The 20,213-nt window shown below is 49.2% G+C and carries 13 protein-coding genes and 3 pseudogenes; 14 read left to right on the plus strand and 2 right to left on the minus strand.

Annotation, left to right across the window (positions count from 1 at the left end; all coding sequences use genetic code 11):
- Positions 1-3 precede the first annotated feature (3 nt).
- The 10 genes and pseudogenes from dnm_RS16080 to dnm_RS16125 all read left to right on the plus strand — a co-directional run bounded on the left by dnm_RS16080 (position 4) and on the right by dnm_RS16125 (position 14,256).
- A complete protein-coding gene (locus dnm_RS16080) occupies positions 4-168 on the plus strand; it encodes a hypothetical protein (RefSeq protein ID WP_207677940.1) in 165 nt (54 codons plus the stop codon).
- A gap of 77 nt (positions 169-245) precedes the next feature.
- On the plus strand, positions 246-1,763 hold the full coding sequence (gene gspE / locus dnm_RS16085) for a type II secretion system ATPase GspE (RefSeq protein WP_207677941.1): 1,518 nt from the start codon (positions 246-248) through the stop codon (positions 1,761-1,763).
- A gap of 316 nt (positions 1,764-2,079) precedes the next feature.
- Positions 2,080-3,219 (plus strand): annotated as a pseudogene (locus dnm_RS30930) (LamG domain-containing protein); the annotation flags it as partial.
- A gap of 308 nt (positions 3,220-3,527) precedes the next feature.
- Positions 3,528-5,795: pseudogene (locus tag dnm_RS30935) on the plus strand (LamG domain-containing protein); the annotation flags it as partial.
- A gap of 311 nt (positions 5,796-6,106) precedes the next feature.
- Positions 6,107-6,391 (plus strand): annotated as a pseudogene (locus tag dnm_RS31450) (LamG-like jellyroll fold domain-containing protein); the annotation flags it as partial.
- A gap of 27 nt (positions 6,392-6,418) precedes the next feature.
- Positions 6,419-10,423, plus strand: a complete 4,005-nt coding sequence (locus dnm_RS16105; RefSeq protein WP_337833616.1) for a LamG domain-containing protein — start codon at positions 6,419-6,421, stop codon at positions 10,421-10,423.
- A 312-nt stretch (positions 10,424-10,735) separates the two neighbouring features.
- Positions 10,736-10,951, plus strand: coding sequence for a hypothetical protein (locus dnm_RS16110; RefSeq protein WP_207677944.1), 216 nt, complete (start codon positions 10,736-10,738; stop codon positions 10,949-10,951).
- A gap of 70 nt (positions 10,952-11,021) precedes the next feature.
- Positions 11,022-12,176, plus strand: a complete 1,155-nt coding sequence (locus dnm_RS16115; RefSeq protein ID WP_207677945.1) for a radical SAM protein — start codon at positions 11,022-11,024, stop codon at positions 12,174-12,176.
- Between the two features lies 1 nt (position 12,177).
- On the plus strand, positions 12,178-13,275 hold the full coding sequence (locus tag dnm_RS16120; protein ID WP_207677946.1) for a radical SAM protein: 1,098 nt from the start codon (positions 12,178-12,180) through the stop codon (positions 13,273-13,275).
- Positions 13,276-13,404: 129 nt separating this feature from the next.
- A complete protein-coding gene (locus dnm_RS16125) occupies positions 13,405-14,256 on the plus strand; it encodes a hypothetical protein (protein ID WP_207677947.1) in 852 nt (283 codons plus the stop codon).
- Positions 14,257-14,302: 46 nt separating this feature from the next.
- Here dnm_RS16125 and dnm_RS16130 read toward each other — a convergent pair whose 3' ends face one another.
- Complete coding sequence (locus dnm_RS16130) at positions 14,303-14,590, minus strand: hypothetical protein (RefSeq protein ID WP_207677948.1); 288 nt, start codon at positions 14,588-14,590, stop codon at positions 14,303-14,305.
- Positions 14,591-14,845: 255 nt separating this feature from the next.
- Here dnm_RS16130 and dnm_RS16135 point away from each other — a divergent pair, with 255 nt between their 5' ends.
- The 3 genes from dnm_RS16135 to dnm_RS16145 all read left to right on the plus strand — a co-directional run bounded on the left by dnm_RS16135 (position 14,846) and on the right by dnm_RS16145 (position 18,552).
- Positions 14,846-15,868: a tRNA dihydrouridine synthase gene (locus dnm_RS16135; protein WP_207677949.1), complete on the plus strand. Its 1,023-nt coding sequence runs from the start codon at positions 14,846-14,848 to the stop codon at positions 15,866-15,868.
- A 33-nt stretch (positions 15,869-15,901) separates the two neighbouring features.
- Positions 15,902-17,329 carry an aminopeptidase gene (locus dnm_RS16140; protein ID WP_207677950.1) on the plus strand — a complete coding sequence of 476 codons (1,428 nt, stop codon included), beginning with the start codon at positions 15,902-15,904 and terminating at the stop codon, positions 17,327-17,329.
- 302 nt (positions 17,330-17,631) lie between these two features.
- Positions 17,632-18,552 carry a lytic transglycosylase domain-containing protein gene (locus dnm_RS16145; RefSeq protein WP_207677951.1) on the plus strand — a complete coding sequence of 307 codons (921 nt, stop codon included), beginning with the start codon at positions 17,632-17,634 and terminating at the stop codon, positions 18,550-18,552.
- Between the two features lie 9 nt (positions 18,553-18,561).
- Here the strand turns inward: dnm_RS16145 and dnm_RS16150 are convergent, their stop codons facing one another.
- Complete coding sequence (locus tag dnm_RS16150; RefSeq protein WP_207677952.1) at positions 18,562-19,473, minus strand: AEC family transporter; 912 nt, start codon at positions 19,471-19,473, stop codon at positions 18,562-18,564.
- A 539-nt stretch (positions 19,474-20,012) separates the two neighbouring features.
- Here dnm_RS16150 and dnm_RS16155 point away from each other — a divergent pair.
- Positions 20,013-20,201 carry a hypothetical protein gene (locus tag dnm_RS16155; RefSeq protein ID WP_207677953.1) on the plus strand — a complete coding sequence of 63 codons (189 nt, stop codon included), beginning with the start codon at positions 20,013-20,015 and terminating at the stop codon, positions 20,199-20,201.
- Positions 20,202-20,213 lie beyond the last annotated feature (12 nt).

Below are 20,213 nucleotides of genomic sequence, written 5' to 3' on the forward strand. Positions count from 1 at the left end.
GGAATGCAGAAGGGACGCTTCGCGTCCCGGAATCTGTCTGCCGCACACGACGCAAAGCGTCTGGAAGGCATTCCCACGCAAAGCGTGGGAACGAGGAAATTTGCCGTTCGCCCTCTGCTTTCCGACAGGACAAACACGAATTTCAGAATTAAAATACTTAACACCTAACACCTAACACTTAACACTTAACACTTAACACCTAACACTTAACACTTAACACCTAACACCTAACACCCAAAAAAAAAATGCCCTCAGTAACTTATCAGGATTACCCCAAAGAACCCGTAGTTTTGGACAACCTCTCCAAAAAATTCATGAAACAATCAAAATTTGTTCCTCTGGAATTAGAAAATAATACCCTCCGAATCGCCATATCCGAACCCGAGGACGTTTATACTATTGACGCCTTAAAATTCGCATACAGTCTCAATATCGAGGCATACAAAGGCAAGACAGAAGATATCATCGAAGCCATTGAAAGGCTATACGGAGCCGGAAGTCAGTCCATTGAAACCATCATAGAGGAAGCAGGCAAGGATATTTATGAAATAGCGGCTGAAGGAGAAACAGATGCGGATCATCTGCGAGACCTTGCCTCGGAGGCACCCATTATTCGCCTGGTCAACCGGCTGATTCTCAATGCCGTGGATCAGACCGCCAGTGATATTCATTTTGAGCCGTTTGAAAATGAATTCAAGGTGAGATACCGCATTGACGGAGTATTGCATGATGCGGAATCTCCGCCGGCCCGTCTTCAGGCCGCGGTCATTTCCAGAGTCAAGATCATGTCCAAACTGGATATTGCGGAACGGCGTCTTCCCCAGGACGGCAGAATCAAGCTCAGGATAGGAGACCGGGAGATTGACTTCCGGGTGTCCACTGTTCCCACACTTTTTGGCGAAAGCCTTGTCATGCGGATATTGGACAGAGAGACGCTTATTCTCGATTTTGAGAAATTAGGCTTTTCCCACGATGTTCTTTCCCAGTATGCGGAACTGACGTCACAGCCTTACGGAATGATACTCGTCACCGGTCCCACAGGAAGCGGAAAAACATCAACACTCTATACCACCCTTGCCAAAATTAATTCTTCTCAGAATAAGATTATCACCCTGGAAGACCCTGTGGAATATCAGATGCGGGGGATCAACCAAATTCAGGTCAATTCCAAGATCGGCCTGACATTTGCCAATGGGTTACGCTCCATTGTCCGCCAGGACCCTGACATTATACTGGTGGGAGAAATCCGAGACCGGGAAACAGCCGAGATTGCCATACAATCCGCTCTGACCGGACATCTGCTTTTCAGCACGTTGCACACCAATGACGCGACCGGTGCCATCACACGCCTTCTCGACATGGGCGTGGAGAATTTTCTTTTAAGCTCCACATTGCTGGGAATTCTCGCACAGCGACTTGTCCGGGTGATCTGCCCCCGTTGCAAAACAGAGATCAGACCGGATGAGAAGCTTTTAAGATCAATGAAATTAGGCCCCGGAGAAGTATCCAAAATCCGATTCTTCAGCGGCGAGGGGTGTGAGGAATGCAGATATACCGGTTTCAAAGGAAGAACAGCCATTTTTGAATATCTTTCCATAGATGAGGATATTCGGAGAGAAATCATTGAACACTCAACCGCTGAAAAAATCAAAAAAACAGCTCTTAAAAAAGGAATGATGACGCTGAGACAGGATGGGTGGCGAAAAGTTAAGGAAGGCGTTACCACAATCCCGGAAGTGCTGAGAGTTACGCTTGAGATTTAGACTTTTTTCTCATTCTCATTCTTACGCCTCACTCCGTGAAGTCGTTGCTATTGCCCTAATAATAATTTGAAATGATTATAAAAGTATGTTTAAATTTGGCTTTTAAAAAGGACTTTTCGGTAATGTTGAAGTCTTTTGATATAAAAAAGTAAAATGTTATCGTTTTTTTGAGCTTGTTGGCATTTCAGGGATTGTCAGAGATTGACCATTCTCTCGGAACAGCAAAAATGAAGAATAGATCAAAATGAAAATTCCAAGTTTCAGGTTTTACAAATTTCTTATTTGATCATATCAAAATTAAAGAAAGGGAACAATTATGGGAAGCATCACTGTTTTGGATCTTGACGGAGCCGATGATTATATCGAGGTTCCTTACGAGGTATTGCTGAACCCGTCTCAGTTCACTGTGGAGGCATGGGTCAAAGTCGAAGGCGGAAGCGGAGGATGGCGTTCGCTTGTGACTTCTCGTGACATATCTCCCACAAGGGGATATATAATTTATGCCAGTCCGTCAAACAACTGGCAATTCTGGGTGGGCTGCGGTCCCTCGTCATGGCAGAGCGTCATAGGTCCTGCTGTGACATCAGACTGGACCCATCTGGCAGGTGTCTGCGACGGTTCACAGATAATTTTTTATGTGAACGGACAGCACGTTGGATCAAAAAGTGTTTCAATGGAACCGAACACGGCCAGACCCCTGCGTATCGGATCTGGCAATACGGAAACAAGTCCGGCATACTTTTTTAATGGTAAAATCGGTGAAGTTCGTGTCTGGAACAGCGCCCGCAGCCAAGCCCAGATACAGGCAGCCATGAACAGCCGGATAAATGGAAAGGAAGAGGGTCTCGCAGGCTGCTGGAGACTGGATGAGGGGCAGGGGAACATCGCCAATGACCTGACCGCCAATGCCAATCATGCTGCTGTCAAAGGCGGTGCCATATGGAAAGTTGTCAGTGATCTCCAACTGGAGCAGGCACCTTCACCCATAATGGTCATAAAGCTCGACGGAACAGACGACTATGTAAAAGCAGAAGGGTTCCAATGGCCCGAGGGCGGACCCGTGACGATCGAGTTCTGGAACAAAACCGGGGCCGCCGATCTCAAATATTCCAGTGCCTTCAGTGTCGGCAACCAGGACAATCCGAATCGCTTTCAGGCCCATGCACCCTGGGACAACCGCATTCTCTACTGGGATTACGGGCATTGCGGGGGAACCGGAAGGGTGTCCGTGGACTACTCTCCCCACCTGGACAAATGGACCCATGTGGCCCTGGTGTCCGAGGGAAACGGCGGGAGCTTCATGGGGATATACCTCGACGGGGAGCTGGTCGCATCGAGCCAGAACTCGGACGGGCCGGACATTCCGCTTTCAGGACTCTGGATCGGATGCTGGACGAACAAATTCCATAAAGGCGGCATGGCCGAATTTCGTATTTGGAACAGGGTCCTTGCCCAGTCGGAAATTCAGGCGAACATGAGCCTCCCTCTGATAGGAAACGAGCTGAATCTTGCGGGCTACTGGCCCCTCCGCGATGGCTCGGGCATGGACTTCGGCCCAGGTGCCAGCAACGGTCAGATTTCCGGAAATCCCGGAACCGTGCCGTTTGACAAGGTTCGGGCTCTGACCGAGGAGGTGCCGGCTCTGACGGCGCTGAAGCTCGACGGGCAGGACGATTATGTGGATCTGGGAGGAATTGACTTTGCCCGGGGGATTACACTGTCGAGGCATGGTTTGCCACCGCCGGCAGTTACGAGGATGTTCTCGCTGGCACGGTCGCCGGCACCCACGGCGTCCTTCTCGAAATCAACAAGGCCGGGCAGGTGCGCTATCTTCACCGCTCACCCCCGGGAACCAACAACATCGAGATCCGTTCCGAAACCGCCTTCAATGACGGGGAGTGGCACCATGCGGCATGTGTCAGAAGCGGCGCGGACATATTCCTCTATGTTGACGGCGAGCCCGCAGGCCGGAACTCGGGCGCGAAGGACTTTGACAAGGCAATAGATATGGTTCTGGGCAGGCTGGGCGTCGCACGGAGCGAGAGATACTTCGGAGGCCCCCTGGCCGAAATCCGCATCTGGAGCAAAGCCCGCACCCAGTCGGAAATTCAGGCGGACATGACCCGGACCCTGACAGGGAGCGAGCCGAATCTCCTGAGCTACTGGCCCCTGACCGAGGGCTCGGCCGCGGATATCGGTCCCGGAGGCAGCCACGGCCAGATTCACGGAAATCCCGGAACCGTGCCGTTTGACAAAGTTCGGATTCAGACCGGGGAGATGCCGCTTCTGACGGCCCTGAAGCTCGACGGGCAGGACGATTATGTGGATCTGGGAGGAATTGACTTTGCCCGGGGGGATTACACCCTCGAGGCATGGTTTGCCACCGCCGGCAGTTACGAGGATGTTCTCGCTGGCACGGTCGCCGGCACCCACGGCGTCCTTCTCGAAATCAACAAAGCCGGACAGGTGCGCTATTTTCACCGCGCCCCTCCGGGAACCAACAACATCGAGATCCTTTCCGAAACCGCCTTCAATGACGGGGAGTGGCACCATGCGGCATGTGTCAGAAGCGGCGCGGACATATTCCTCTATGTTGACGGCGAGCCCGCAGGCCGGAACTCGGGCGCGAAGGACTTTGACAAGGCAATAGATATGGTTCTGGGCAGGCTGGGCGTCGCACGGAGCGAGAGATACTTCGGAGGCCCCCTGGCCGAAATCCGCATCTGGAGCAAAGCCCGCACCCAGTCGGAAATTCAGGCGGACATGACCCGGACCCTGACAGGGAGCGAGCCGAATCTCCTGAGCTACTGGCCCCTGACCGAGGGCTCGGCCGCGGATATCGGTCCCGGAGGCAGCCACGGCCAGATTCACGGAAATCCCGGAACCGTGCCGTTTGACAAAGTTCGGATTCAGACCGGGGAGATGCCGCTTCTGACGGCCCTGAAGCTCGACGGGCAGGACGATTATGTGGATCTGGGAGGAATTGACTTTGCCCGGGGGGATTACACTGTCGAGGCATGGTTTGCCACCGCCGGCAGTTACGAGGATGTTCTCGCTGGCACGGTCGCCGGCACCCACGGCGTCCTTCTCGAAATCAACAAAGCCGGACAGGTGCGCTATTTTCACCGCGCCCCTCCGGGAACCAACAACATCGAGATCCGTTCCGAAACCGCCTTCAATGACGGGGAGTGGCACCATGCGGCATGTGTCAGAAGCGGCGCGGACATATTCCTCTATGTTGACGGCGAGCCCGCAGGCCGGAACTCGGGCGCGAAGGACTTTGACAAGGCAATAGATATGGTTCTGGGCAGGCTGGGCGTCGCACGGAGCGAGAGATACTTCGGAGGCCCCCTGGCCGAAATCCGCATCTGGAGCAAAGCCCGCACCCAGTCGGAAATTCAGGCGGACATGACCCGGACCCTGACAGGGAGCGAGCCGAATCTCCTGAGCTACTGGCCCCTGACCGAGGGCTCGGCCGCGGATATCGGTCCCGGAGGCAGCCACGGCCAGATTCACGGAAATCCCGGAACCGTGCCGTTTGACAAAGTTCGGATTCAGACCGGGGAGATGCCGCTTCTGACGGCCCTGAAGCTCGACGGGCAGGACGATTATGTGGATCTGGGAGGAATTGACTTTGCCCGGGGGGATTACACTGTCGAGGCATGGTTTGCCACCGCCGGCAGCTACGAGGACATTCTCGCGGGCACGGTCGCCGGCACCCACGGTGTCCTCGTGGAAATCAACAAGTCCGGCCAGGTGCGCTATTTTCACCGCTCACCCCCGGGAACCAACAACATCGAGATCCGTTCCGAAACCGCCTTCAATGACGGGGAATGGCACCATGCGGCATGTGTCAGAAGCGGCGCGGACATATTCCTGTATGTTGACGGCGAGCCGGCAGGCCGGAACTCGGGCGCAAAGGACTTTGACAAGGCAATAGATATGGTTCTGGGCAGGCTGGGCGCCGCACGGAGCGAGAGATACTTCGGAGGCCCCCTGGCCGAAATCCGCATCTGGGGCAAAGCCCGCAGCCAGTCGGAAATTCGGGCGGACATGACCCGGACCCTGACAGGGAGCGAGCCGAATCTCCTGAGCTACTGGCCCCTGACCGAGGGCTCGGCCGCGGATATCGGTCCCGGAGGCAGCCACGGCCAGATTCACGGAAATCCCGGAACCGTGCCGTTTGACAAAGTTCGGATTCAGACCGGGGAGATGCCGCTTCTGACGGCCCTGAAGCTCGACGGGCAGGACGATTATGTGGATCTGGGAGGAATTGACTTTGCCCGGGGGATTACACTGTCGAGGCATGGTTTGCCACCGCCGGCAGTTACGAGGATGTTCTCGCTGGCACGGTCGCCGGCACCCACGGCGTCCTTCTCGAAATCAACAAAGCCGGACAGGTGCGCTATTTTCACCGCGCCCCTCCGGGAACCAACAACATCGAGATCCGTTCCGAAACCGCCTTCAATGACGGGGAGTGGCACCATGCGGCATGTGTCAGAAGCGGCGCGGACATATTCCTCTATGTTGACGGCGAGCCCGCAGGCCGGAACTCGGGCGCGAAGGACTTTGACAAGGCAATAGATATGGTTCTGGGCAGGCTGGGCATCGCACGGAGCGAGAGGTATTTCGGAGGTCCCCTGGCCGAAATCCGCATCTGGGGCAAAGCCCGCAGCCAGTCGGAAATTCGGGCGGACATGACCCGGACTCTGACAGGGAGCGAGCCGAATCTTCTGAGCTACTGGCCCCTCTGCGGCGGCTCTGCCGCGGATCTCGGTCCCGGGAGCAACAACGGCCAGATTCACGGAAGTCCCCAAATCGTGCCGTTTGACAAGCTTCAGGCTCAGGCAGCCCAAGTTCAGTCTGTGATGGTTCTGGAGTTTGACGGGCAGGACGACTATGTAAAATCAGAAGGATTCCAATGGGCGGAAGGCGGACCCGTGACAGTCGAGTTCTGGAACAAAACCGGGGTGGCCGATCTCAGAGCTTCCGGTGTTTTCAGTGTCGGCAACCAGGACAATCCGAATCGCTTTCAGGCCCATGCACCCTGGGACAACCGCATTCTCTACTGGGATTACGGGCATTGCGGGGGAACCGGAAGGGTGTCCGTGGACTACTCTCCCCACCTGGACAAATGGACCCATGTGGCCCTGGTGTCCGAGGGAAACGGCGGGAGCTTCATGGGGATCTACCTCGACGGGGAGCTGGTCGCATCGAGCCAGAACTCGGACGGGCCGGACATTCCGCTTTCAGGACTCTGGATCGGATGCTGGAAAAATAAATTCCATAAAGGAAGCATTGCCGAGTTCCGGATTTGGAACAAGGTTCTCTCTTCCGACGAAATCCGGTCAAGAATGGAATGCCGTCTGAATGGCGATGAACGCTGTCTGACCGGGTACTGGAGATTTGAGGAGGGGCAGGACGCCCAGGCTGGCGACCTGAGCCTCAAGCTCAATCACGCGGATATAAAAGGCCCTGTCTGGACAGAGAGCGAACTTCAGTTTCGGCCGCCTTCTCCCCGTAATGCGGTCGTCAAATTTGACGGGGTGGACGATTATATTATCATTCCGGACGCTCCTGAATTAAGAGTCTCCGCGTATACGGCGGAACTCTGGATCAGACCTGAAGGAAAACCGCCCAATTTGGCAGGCATCATGGGCAAACCTGGACCGAACTTCAATATTTGGCTGAATCCGAACGGGTATGTTTTGCATTCGGACGGAGATTTGAGCATAAACACGCCAAACGGATCTGTCAGATGGGATGAATGGAACCATGTCGCCGTAACCAATGACGGCAAAGCCATGAAAACCTACATCAACAGTGAGGAGGCCGCATCAGCAGCCGTGAGCGGGCTGCCGGCAGTAAAAAATGAGGCAATTTGCATCGCCAGAAGTCTCTTCGGAGGAGATGGCTACGAGTTTAAGGGAGAAATAGACGAAGTCAGATTGTGGGATCATGCCCGAACCGGAGAACAGATCAGAAAATATATGAAGTGTAATCTGAGCGGCAAGGAGAGCGGTCTTGCAGGCTACTGGCCGATCCGGGTCGGCAGCGGTGTCACAATCACGGATTTCAGCCGCAATGACAACGACGGAAAAATTTTCGGAGCCTTATGGAATCTTGCTTCGGATGGTCTGGTCCTTTCTGATCCTGTTGTCGTTTCAAATCCGTGTGACTCCTATGAGATTCTGGATATTGATCTGTCCACCCTGCCCGAACCATTTAAGAGCCTCGGTGAGAGAATTGTCGAGGCCATAGAGAGCGAAGTGGGAGGCGTTCCCAAGGGAACGCTGAAAATAGACAGTCCGTTGCTCGGAGAATTTGACGTTTTTGGCAGTGTTTTTGGCGTGAATGTCACTTTCCTGGAGATGGAAGGAGCCAAGCTTTACATCCTGGGCGAAGTGGGCGGCGATGTGGGAGCGAAGAGCGCCGCCCTCAAAATCGGGCTTCGCATAGCTGGGACATGCTCGGTTTTCGGACTTGTTTCAGCGGCGATCAGTGCGGATTTCTTCCTTGAGAACATGGGAGAGCCTGGCACGCTCATAAAAATCCGACCGAATACGTCATGGGGAATCGGCGAGATACTGCCTGATGTTCCCATTGCCGGAGCGCTTCGTTTTGATGAGCCTGCCATTGTGATATCTTCCGATGACATAAACAATGACAAGGATTATCCCCTGGGCATTCTGAAAGGTTTCAATGCCTACGGCATACTTCCGATAGCATCTTCCTCCGATAAGATGCTGGCTTTTGTCGGAAACTTGCTGGGCGCTGAAAAAGTTGACTTTCACGCGGGAGTCAGCAAGCTCTCAACAGGTTTCAAATATCTGGTGGAAGGTTATCTGGAGCAGGAGTTCCCGATCATTTCAGGAGGAGATATCTTCAATGTCAAATACATGGGAGCAGGTATTGCCCTGGAGATCAGCGGAATTCCTCCGGAACCCTCAATTACGGTCATCAGCAACATGAAGATCACCATGAAATGGATCAATGCCGAGGATCTTTATTTTACAGGTGCCGTAAAGCTCGAACCCGAGTCCATCACTGCCTCATACACAATAAACAAGACTGGCAGCGGAGGCTCCGCATGGGAGGAGCCGTTTGGAATTCCAGGAATTATTATCCGAAACCTTGCTGTCCAGATCGGTTTTACCTATGCGCCCCCCTGGATTGACAATATCGGAATTGCCGGTGACGCGAAGCTGGGAACTGTTGACGCCAGCGCGGCCATTCTGGTGGATACAAACGATCCGGATCAGTTCGTCATCGCGTGCGAAACCCAGCAGATTTCTCTGCTTGAAATTCTGACGTTTATGGCTCCTGGAGCGTTTGTGGCATATCAGGCAGTGCCGGCCGGCATCCGAAACACACTGAACAATATTATTGATGTGTCGCTTCGGGATGTCAAGGTGAATATTGTTCCTTCGGCCACAAAGATAGGAGAGATCTATTTCAACGATGAGGGTCTGACGGTCATGGGCAGGCTGGTTCTCTGGGGATGGAAGGCTGAGGTGAATATCAATGTGTCCACCAAAAGCTTTCTTCTTGATGCGGCCATGGATCGGATTGATATCGCAGGTGTGTTCAAAGTGGAAGGTGCCCTTGGCACCCCCAATCCGAGAATGCATCTTCAGCTCGGCCTGGCCGGAAATCCTGAATTTTATATATCAAGCAAGATTTATCTGCTCGGAATAAGCCAGGAACTTCTTATCGCAGCTGACACCTCTGGTTTCATTTTCTTGCTGGAGAACAAAGTGGGTGATATTCTGACTTTGACACTCCGATGTGCATATGGAGATGGTGTTTTTCAGGCAGAGGGAAGCATAGACTTTAACCTGAATCTGAATACCGGCCCCATCACGATTGCCGGCATAAAGGTCTGTGACAATATTCCGATTGTGGATGTGGGAATGGATGCCAGCGCGTTCTTGAAAGTGACCATTGCCCCTTCTTTCAATCTGAAGCTTAACGGAAGTTTCACTTTCTGGGGGGCCTCGATTTCAATGCCGGAGATAGATATTTACCAGTCTCCCCAGGATTTTCAGAATCTTTTCGCCATGGTGCAGCAGCATATCATAAATAATGTTGAGGATATGTTCAGGGCCATCTTCCCGAGCCTTGCCGAATGGGCCAATGCTGTGAAAGACGGTCTGATCACATGCGGGGAAGCTGTTGCCAGCGTCGCGAAAAAAGTCTATAATGAGACAAAGGAAGCAGCGATAGAAGCTTATAAAATACTGGGGAAGGGTGCCCTGGAAATCACCCAGGGACTTGAGGACGCTTATGACCTGACTTCCCAGGCAGCGGCCATCGCCCTCAGAAATGCTGGTTTTGCCATTAATGAGGTGGGTGAGGCAATCGAAGATGTATATAATCTGAGTGCGGAGGGTATTTCCACAGCGCTGAAGGGAGCCGGATACGCGGTGGGAGAGGTCGGTAGTTTCCTTAAAAGCACAGGCAGGTTTACCGAAGATGTTATTAATAACGCACTCAAGGGCGCGGGATTCGCGGCTGACGCTGTGGCTGGCTTTATGGGCGATGTCTTCGGAGGAAAATGGATTCCGCATGTGGACATTCCCTGGGTGGATCTGATTCCCTGGGTGGATTTGTCCCCGCCGCATGTTGACTTGCCGTATGTTGACTTGGGAGGATGGTAGAGAGCGTGTATGGTCATCTCCAACGATGGAAAATCAGCAACAACTCCTGCTCTTACTCTTGTTCCAGCTTCTGACGGCCTGTTTGCATTGGGCCGAATGGACAGGATGAAGGGCAGGAACAAGAACAAGATTCTGTTCTGTTTAAATGATGGACATTCAGAAACAGATCAGATTAACTTGCATTAACTTACAGGGCGTATTTGTATTGTTTGGAGGAGACTTCTGCTCTTTCTTACGCTTCTGCCTGTTTCCGATCAGCAGCCAGAGAGCAAGTCCTGCAAATGCGCCCATATATATAAATAGGAGAAAATCATGGCTTACGACCAGGAAATCATGTTTCTGAAAAAGCTGATCGAAGACAAGTGCGCTGACAAATTAAAATCGATTCCGAAAGATGACTGGGGCAGACTCCAGAATCTTGCCCTTGATTTTGGTTTCAATGTGTCGGTAACCGGTCTGCAAGTGGTTTTGCCGGAAAAGTTTTATGAGGATTTTGGATGGAACATACCTGAGAAAATGAAGGCTTAGGCGGATGCCGGGTTCCGGGATCCAAGAGTCCGGAACCCATAACCTACAACCTACAACCGGAGGCAATCTGATGGTGCTTGAAGTCCGTCCTTTAAAGAACAAATGCAATCTTGCCTGTAAATATTGTTATGAAAATACTCTGAAAGATGCGGGGAATGCGAAAGACTTTTGTGAAATTGAGGCTGTAAAGAGTCTGCTGAAAAAAGAAGACAGACCTTTCGCATTATTCGGAGGAGAGCCGCTTCTACTTGATGAGAAAGAGCTGGAAAGCTTTTTTTCCCTGGGATTTGAACGCTATAAGCGGAATATAATTCAGACAAACGGCACTCTGATTAATGATAACCACATCCGCATGTTCGGACAATACAAAGCGGTCGTGGGTATATCCATTGACGGTCCCGGAGAATGCAATGATCTGCGCTGGGCAGGAACCCTTGAAAAGACACGGGAAGCCACTGCCAAAACAGAAAATGCCATCCTTCGCCTGTGCAGTGAAAATATCCCCACCGCCCTGATTGTCACGCTGCACCGGCAGAACGCGGTCCGTGAAAAACTGCCGGTAATGCTTGACTGGCTGCGAGGTCTGATTCGGAAGGGGGCCCGTTATGTCCGCCTGCACATTCTGGAAGCATATAACCCGGTGGTTCTGGGGAGATACTCGCTTTCTTCGGAAGAGACTTCCGAGGCCATGCTAGCGTTTGCAGCTCTGTCTGAGGAACTGAAGAGGGATTTTATAGACATATTCAATGATATGAAACATCTGCTTAAAGGTGACGACTCACGCGCGTCCTGTGTCTGGCGCGCGTGTGATTTTTACAGTTCCGAGTCCGTGGACACACTGGGAACAAACGGAGAGATGATCAATTGCGGGCATAGCCATAAAGAGGGTATTGAGTTTCTGAAAGCAGACACAAGAGGGTATGAACGCTATATCGCGCTGTATCACACCCCGCAGGAACATGGCGGATGCGGAGAATGCCGTTTTTTTCTGATGTGCAAAGGCTGGTGTCCTTCCAGCGCCATGAACGGTGACTGGCGCAACAGGACAGCGCATTGTGGGACGTGGAAAACGCTTTATAAGCATTTTGAACACAGAATGAACAGCCGGGGAGAGAAACCGCTCTCAATGCGGCAGATAAGAAAAGATGTGGAACAGGAAATGCTGGCCGCGTGGACCATGGGGCGGAATCCCACAATACGTTCTATTTTGAAAGATATGGATTAAAATGAAATACACAGGAGAATTCAGGAAGCATATTAAGGAAATATTCGAGAGAAAAATAGATATCTACGATTTGTACAGACATATAGAATTGGAGCTTACGAACAAATGCGGTAACGCGTGTTTCTATTGCGGTGTTTCGGAATCTCATAACGAGGGCGTATGTGAGATTGATTTTGAGGATCTGAAAGAATTTCTGGATAAAATATCTTTTTATTATTCGGCAAAAAATAAGAGGCCGGTCATTTCTCTGGCCGGAGGGGATCCGATATTGTATGCGAATTTTGACGAACTTGTTTCTTATCTTAAAGAACGGAACCTGCTTTTCACAATAAAGGGGAATCCTTCGACAATAAACCACGGGATTGTCGAATCTTTGAGGAATTATGACGCTGTAAATGTCAGATTCACATGTCTGGGAGGCAGGGCAGTTCATGACCGCATAAGAGGAAAAGATACAACAGAAGAACTGAAATCAAAAACAAAGTTGCTGAAATCTGACGGAATTCCAGTGAACTGGAATCTCACTGTCGGCAATTTCAACATAGAAAGCATAACGGACGCGCTGCCCCTCGTCATGGGGTCCGAGCCGGACTTTGTGGTGATCGGCCGCGTTGCCAGGATCGGCAGATTGAGACATACTGAATTTTCGGATATAACCCCCCTTGATTATAAAAAATTATTGTCAACAATGCTCGATTTTTATTATCAAAATTACAGAAAGGGATTCCGTCTTGGTTTCAAAGAGAAGCTATGGATCCCCTTGTTGGCCGAAGAAAGCCTGTTTGATCCTGAAGAATATGAGACCGGGTGTCCCAGACTCGGATGTTATGCTTATGGACCACAGATGCTTAACGTCAATCATAAGGGAGACATCGGATTATGCGGACTTATGCCCTGCCTCAAAATCGGGAATGTCCGGGACACAGATAATCTGTTTCATCAGCTTGAGGATTGCAGAATTCTCTCACCGGACGCGTCATCTCCCTGCCATATATGCAGATACACCAATTTCTGCCGGGGATGCCGCGCCATGGCATCGGCCAACACTGGAGGTCTTTACAACCAGGATCCCCAATGCTGGCTTGAAACGCCGCTCTGACACCCTGCTACTGCTATAAGTATGAAATATTCAAAGACAATGATTTCAGCCACTTGTCAGAATGTCTAACGACAGGCAACTGACAACTGACGAGCTTCATCTGAAACCAAGAAAAAAGTGAGGATCATATTGAAAACAGAATCTCCTGTTTTGCCGATATTTGTAAGATGGACCTGGACAGGATATCAGGCCAGAAAGGTGTGGGAAACCCGGGTCCGACGGGTTATGCAGGCATGGCCCCAGATTGAGATCGCTTCTGTGTCTGAGGGGCTTCGGGCATGTACATTTCTAAGAACACCTCCGCAGGATGTGCCTGTTTTGAGAAAGATGCTGAACAGACAGGGACTGATTGTGGCACAATGTCCCGCAACATCGCCTGTGCCTCTTAAAGCCAGCACCAAGGCAGAATATCATTCAATGGATGTGGTCATTGGTTCCGAAGAAAATGCAGCATTGTTTATAAACGCGTGTGAGAGACATGACCACGACGAGATCGGAAGGATGCTGGGCTATCCCGAATGCTGCCGTAAGTTTTATCTGACGGTCTGTGCGGAGCAGAAACATATTGACACGGTATGGCAGGCCGCCGGTAATACCCGGAACGGCTCACAGACTCCTCTGAAAACTCTCATTGAGACAGAGGGCGATCCCAAAGCAAACATGATTCTTCATAAAATGAATCTGAAAGCTGTGCCTCATCTTCCCTGTTCATTTGATTGCAGCGAAACAGCGATAATGGCCGACCAATTTGCAGACCTTGGAAAGCGCATCGGGTATAAAGACGAAATGGAATGGCTTCACGAAATCCTATCTTGGCCTATGGAATGGTCCGCGCTGCATGGAATTGCTGAAATCAAACTGCCGGTTTTCAAGATGATAACCAACACTGATGTGACATCAGATATGAGGGTTGTGCGCCGTATCAGCAGTGTTTTTCCCGAAGAGGGTGCCCGGGGGCTTACTTTCCCTTACAACCAATAATCAGGTCAGCCGGATTATTTCTTGTGACATATCTCCGCTCACGGTGTCATAACAAATATTCGTCACAAGAAGGTACACCGGCACTGTCTAAGGGGCGTCTCATCTGTCCGTCCTCATACAGCGGCTGACAGAAGATGACGCGGCGGAATATGTCCCATGTGTTGTGTATGAAGCCGAAATCAGCGAACCGCCACACCTGTTTTTTCCTCCTCAGTTCGACGAAACTGTCTTTTGGCAGAGATGTCCCGGCTTTCCTGACATATTCGGTGAGACGGGTACCGAAAATATAAAATATTTCGAGCGGTTCAAAGGCTACGAAATTTTCGCTGATCAAAAAAAAACGCAGTCACCCGTCAACACGATAAGAATCCCTTCACGGTAGATTTCTGCGGATAAGGTTTGCAATCTGTGTGATGATTCGTATCATAGTCTCTCCGTGATTGCTGTTGCATTTTCCACCGCGGAAAACCGCATCAAAGACTAAAACTTAAATATCTTTTAAAAATCAATCAATTAGGCAGACACTTTGTCCACATACTTAACATCTGACACCTGACACTTAACACCTTTTTCATAAGGATTATTTTAAATGAACACTGATCTTTCCAAGCTTCTTAACCGCCCGCTTTCCGTGGGAAACAAGTCCGTTGAAAAGCGGCTGATTCTTGCGCCAATGACATACCTCGGTCATATTGCGTTTCGGGAGATGGTTTCAAAATATGGAGGATTCGGACTGCTGTTTACAGAGATGTGCAGTGCGAAAAGAATTCCGTATGAGAACAGAGAAGTTTCTCCGTTTTTCAAGTGGAGAGATGAGGAACTGCCTTATCTGGTATGCCAGATTTTCGGCGCGGATGCTGAAATCATGGCCACAGCGGCCCGCAGGATTGAAAAACAAGGTTTTTTCGGCATTGACATCAACTTCGGATGTTCTGTCTCTTCGATATGTCGTCAGAACTGCGGGGCGGCGCTTCTGAAATTTCCCGAACTTGCGGCTCAAATTGTGGCAAGCGTCAGAAAAGCAGTTTCTTTCCCGGTTTTTGTGAAATTCCGCACTGGCTGGAAAGATGATCCTCAGATTGCCATTGATATGGCAAAAAGATTCCAAGACGCGGGGGCTGATGCCCTGACATTTCATCCCAGGGTCGCGCCTGACCGCCGTGCCCGTCCCCCGAAATGGGAATATATCAGAATGGTCAAAGAATCTGTCTCTGTTCCGGTTTTCGGGAACGGAAATGTTTTTGATCATAATGACTGTCGAAATATGTTGCAAACAACAGCATGTGATGGTATTGCAATCGGTCGGCTGGCGATTGCAAAACCCTGGATTTTTGCAAAATGGTCAGACGGCTATGACCCGGGGGCCGATATTTATCTCAGTTCGGCAATACAATTGGCAAAGCTTCTTATTAAACATTATGACCCGAAAAAAGCCATAAGACGATTCAGAAAATTCACATTATATTTTTCCGCGAATTTTTGCTTTGGACATACGCTGTATAACAAAGTCCTGAATGCAAAAGATATGGAGGAGGCTGAAGACATGCTTTACAGATTTTTTGAAAATCCGCCTGACCTTGCCTCTAAGCCTAATATGAATTTTTTTGTATAATTTAGATGCTTAACAAATTATGAGGAAAAAACAATGAACCCCAAACTCAGCAAAAAAGAAATTGAGAACCTTCGGAAACATACTGCACGGGAACCCTCTCTTGCCTGGGACGTTTTGAGCAAAAATGAAAAAGACAAGGTCTTTAAGTTTGCCGAAGCCTACAAAACATTTTTGGACACTTCAAAGACAGAACGGGAAGCGGTTTCCACCATACTGGAGATGGCTCAGAAAAACGGATTTGAAAATATTGATGAGGGAAATTCCAATTCCGGGAAATTCTATAAAATCCATCGTGATAAGGCCATTGCCCTTGGTATCATCGGAAAAAAACCGATGGCGGACGGTGTGCGCATTATCGGTGCCCATATTGATTCTCCCCGTCTGGATCTCAAGCAGAATCCCCTTTATGAAGAAACAGATATGGCCTTTTTAAAAACCCATTATTATGGCGGTATCCGAAAATACCAGTGGCTTGCAAGACCCTTGGCCATTCATGGTAAAATTATAAAAAATGACGGAAAGGAGTTAAATTTATCCATAGGCGAATCCGAGGATGACCCGGTATTTACCATTCTGGACCTGCTTCCGCATCTCGCGGGGAAAATACAGGGGGATAAAAAATTGTCCGAGGCATTTGAAGGGGAAAAACTGAATGTGGTTGTCGGCAGTCTTCCCCTCGGAGACAAAGAAACAAAAGAGCGTTTCAAACTCAGTATTCTTCACTATCTCTATGAAACGTATGGCATGATTGAGGAGGATTTTATCAGCGCTGAAATCGAAATCGTGCCTGCGGGAAACGCCAGAGATATCGGCCTGGACAGGAGTCTGATCGGCGCATATGGACAGGATGACCGTATCTGCGCATTCTCAGCCCTTGAGGCAATACGCGAGATTAAAAGGCCGGATACCACATCCGTGGCGCTCTTTTTTGATAAAGAAGAGATCGGCAGTGAGGGGAATACAGGAGCAAAATCCCGATTTCTGGAGGAGTTTGTTTCTGACCTTCTTGTCAAAGCCGGATCAGATGCAAGTGAGAGGAGTTTGCGTAAGACACTGATAAATTCAATGGCGCTTTCGGCTGATGTCAATGGCGCGCTTGATCCTGATTTCCAGGAAGTGCATGAGAAAAGAAATGCAGCGCGTCTCGGATATGGTGTATGTATAACAAAATTCACCGGATCAGGGGGAAAATCAGGATCAAGTGACGCGAGCGCGGAATATATGGGAGTGATTCGCAAAATTTTCAATAAAAGCAATGTGGTCTGGCAGACTGGCGAACTGGGTAAGATTGATCAGGGCGGCGGCGGAACAATCGCAAAATACTTGGCCGTTTATGGAATGGAAATTGTTGACTGCGGGCCGGCTCTTATCGGGATGCACTCCCCTCTTGAAATTGCCAGCAAAGCGGATCTTTATATGACCTTTAAAGCCAACAAAGCTTTTTTTTCAGCAAAAGGATAAGTTCGCACATGATATGACAATTTAGGCGGAAACAGGGGCAATCCTCCCCATATTGTCCTGTTCTGATTCAGCGGACACGGAGCAATTTTTTATTTCTCCGACCTGTCCGAATCTCAAAAATATCATTTTATTAAGAAACCGGATTTTTGCAAAAAAATCCGGTTTTTAACTACAGACATTAAGAAAAGAACTATCCGGAGTGCCAAACTGTAAGTTTGGCAATGGCATTTCTGCCAGACTGTAATTTTGGCACTCCGGAGTAGCAGAGATTTTCTTAAAAATGACAAAAGGAGTCCGTGAAAATGAAGAAGAACATTCTTTTTCTATTCATTGCCTTTATTATCTGTAATAATGAGGTATCAGGCATTTCTCAGAGCCATAAATTGAGGAAGCTTGGCTACAGTAAACATGAAGTTGAACAGATACTTTCCAATAAAAAAACAAGGAGACAGATTGATTATGAACACCGACTGATGACATCCGGCTATCGTGATTCGGACATCAGGCTTAAAAACCAGACCGATCATAAATACACAGAGATGAAGACCGGCCAGAGCCATCGCAGGGTTAAAAACTTATGTTCCAAGAAGAAAAAGAACCTGACAAAGCGTATTTTTGGTTTTCATGTGAATTCAAAAAAAAAATTGCAACAACACAGACGAATAAAGGCCAGGCATATTCATCATAAGGTTAAAAAAATATCTTCCAATAAAAAAAACAAACTGACAAAGCCTGTTTCCGCGCTTCAGGCGAATTTTAAAAAAAAATTACAGCCAAAGGAACTGAAATTTTATAAGATTATCAAATCTGCTGCAAATGAATATAATGTAGGCGTGAGCTGGCTGATGGCAATCATTAAAGTGGAGTCTGATTTCAATCAGAAGGCGGTTTCTCCCAAAGGGGCCGTGGGTCTGATGCAGTTAATGCCGGAAACTGCCGATTATCTCGGGGTAAAGAATCCGTTTGAACCGAAAAAAAACATATATGGCGGCGCAAAATATTTTGCCGAACAAGTTGAAACCTTTGGCCGCATGGACCTTGCTTTGGCTGCATATAACGCGGGGCCGACTTTGGTTAAAAGAGTGAGAAGAGTGCCGATTTTCAGCGAAACCATCGCTTATGTGGCAAAAGTTTTTGAGCATGAGGAAAACTATTCAATCCTTATTTCTCCTCTGAAAGCTTCAGAGTACCACGGAATTCAGAGACTGGCTCTCCAAAATTAAGATATCTGTTCATGCCAGATTCAGCCATAAGGAAAAAGTCAGCGCCGAGACCATGGTGCAGGCTGAAATTGCAGTGACCGCAAAATCAGCGTCACCGCCCATTTCCTTTGCCATTATAAAAACAATGGTGGCCGTAGGTGACGCGAGCAGAATAAGCCCGGGAATATACTCCTGTGGTGATGAACCCGCTAACTGATATAGCATAACCCCGATACCAGGAAGTATCATCAGTTTCATGACGCTGGTAAAAAGAACCGAACCCATCTGAAGCCGTACAGATTCAAAAGACAGGGAAGCGCCGATAATCAGCAATGCCATGGGAAGCGCCATACCGCTCAGTATATCAAGGCTCCGACCGATAACAAGAGGAATTTGCGCTTCTGTCAGCGAAAAAAGAATGCCTGCTATGGCAGACACAATCACGGGGTTGCCCATTACCTTTAAAAACAATGTTTTTCTACTGGCGCAGAATTCACCGCCATAGAACTGAAGCACGAAAACAGCAAGCACGTTTTGCAGGATCATGACAAAGCCCCCGATAATACCGGCACGGGCGAGTCCCTCGTTTCCAAGATGATAATAGGCCACAGCCAGCCCGATATATCCGATATTTCCATGAAAGGCGCTCTGCATGAATGTGGCAAGCCGCTTTCGTCCCACATGACAACTCAGACCCATTCTCCAGGTAATTGCAAAAATAATGATAACAGCACCCAGTGTGACACCAATGACCTCAAAATTGAAGCGGTTTGCCAGAGAAGCGCTTGAGACAGACCTAAAAATCATGGCAGGGATTGCCAGATAATACACCAGGCGATTTGCCGGGCCTAAAAATTCAGGTGACATAAACCCCTTGGTTCGGGCAAGCCAGCCAAGAAGAATGACGGTAAATATGGGAATGATGGTGGTTACAATATTCATGAAATTATAAGGGGTGTAAGGGGTGTTAAGTGTTAGGTGTTAGGTGTCAGGTGTTAAGTGCCAGGGTTTCAGACGTTCGGAACTTGCAGATTTGTTCTCCTTAACACCGAACACTTAACATCTTCTTTCTAAAACAGGTTGAATTTAAAATAAAAGCGATCCGAAAGACTCGTTTTCAGCCCTTAATCTTTATTTTTGTATGATATTTGGCGATAACCCCTATCAGAAGCTGAAAAATTTATCAATAATTTTTCACATATTCGTTGAATATTCAAGCTTCCCTTTTTTGATGTGCGTGAAGTCTCTTGACATTTTAGGCAATTATCGGTATATAAGATACAAACAATTTTCCTGTGGCTGCCCCGCAAAACTCTGTCAACTCATTCCCAGGTACCGCCTCTCTGCCATCAAGTTAAGCTTAACTGTTTTATCGTCTGTAATAAACATTGATAAGCGGGATGGCTTCGCGCCCTCCCTTGAAAGCCGAGGGTTGCCGCAAACAGATATTGTTACCGAATCGGAAAGGAAGCCAGGCCGTAATGAGGAAAGACAACGCCATGAAATTTTTACTGAGTCCGAGGCTTGACATTGTGTTCAAAAAGCTTTTCACTCAGGATACGGAAATTCTGACGGACCTTGCTAAGTACAGGACAAAAATTTCATTTTGGATTCTCGGAGACGCTTCGGTAAGGATAAATTATAAATTGATCCGCACCACGTTATTCTGATCCGGCACGCCG

It is taken from the genome of Desulfonema magnum, from assembly GCF_017377395.1.
Taxonomy (GTDB): domain Bacteria; phylum Desulfobacterota; class Desulfobacteria; order Desulfobacterales; family 4be13; genus Desulfonema_C; species Desulfonema_C magnum.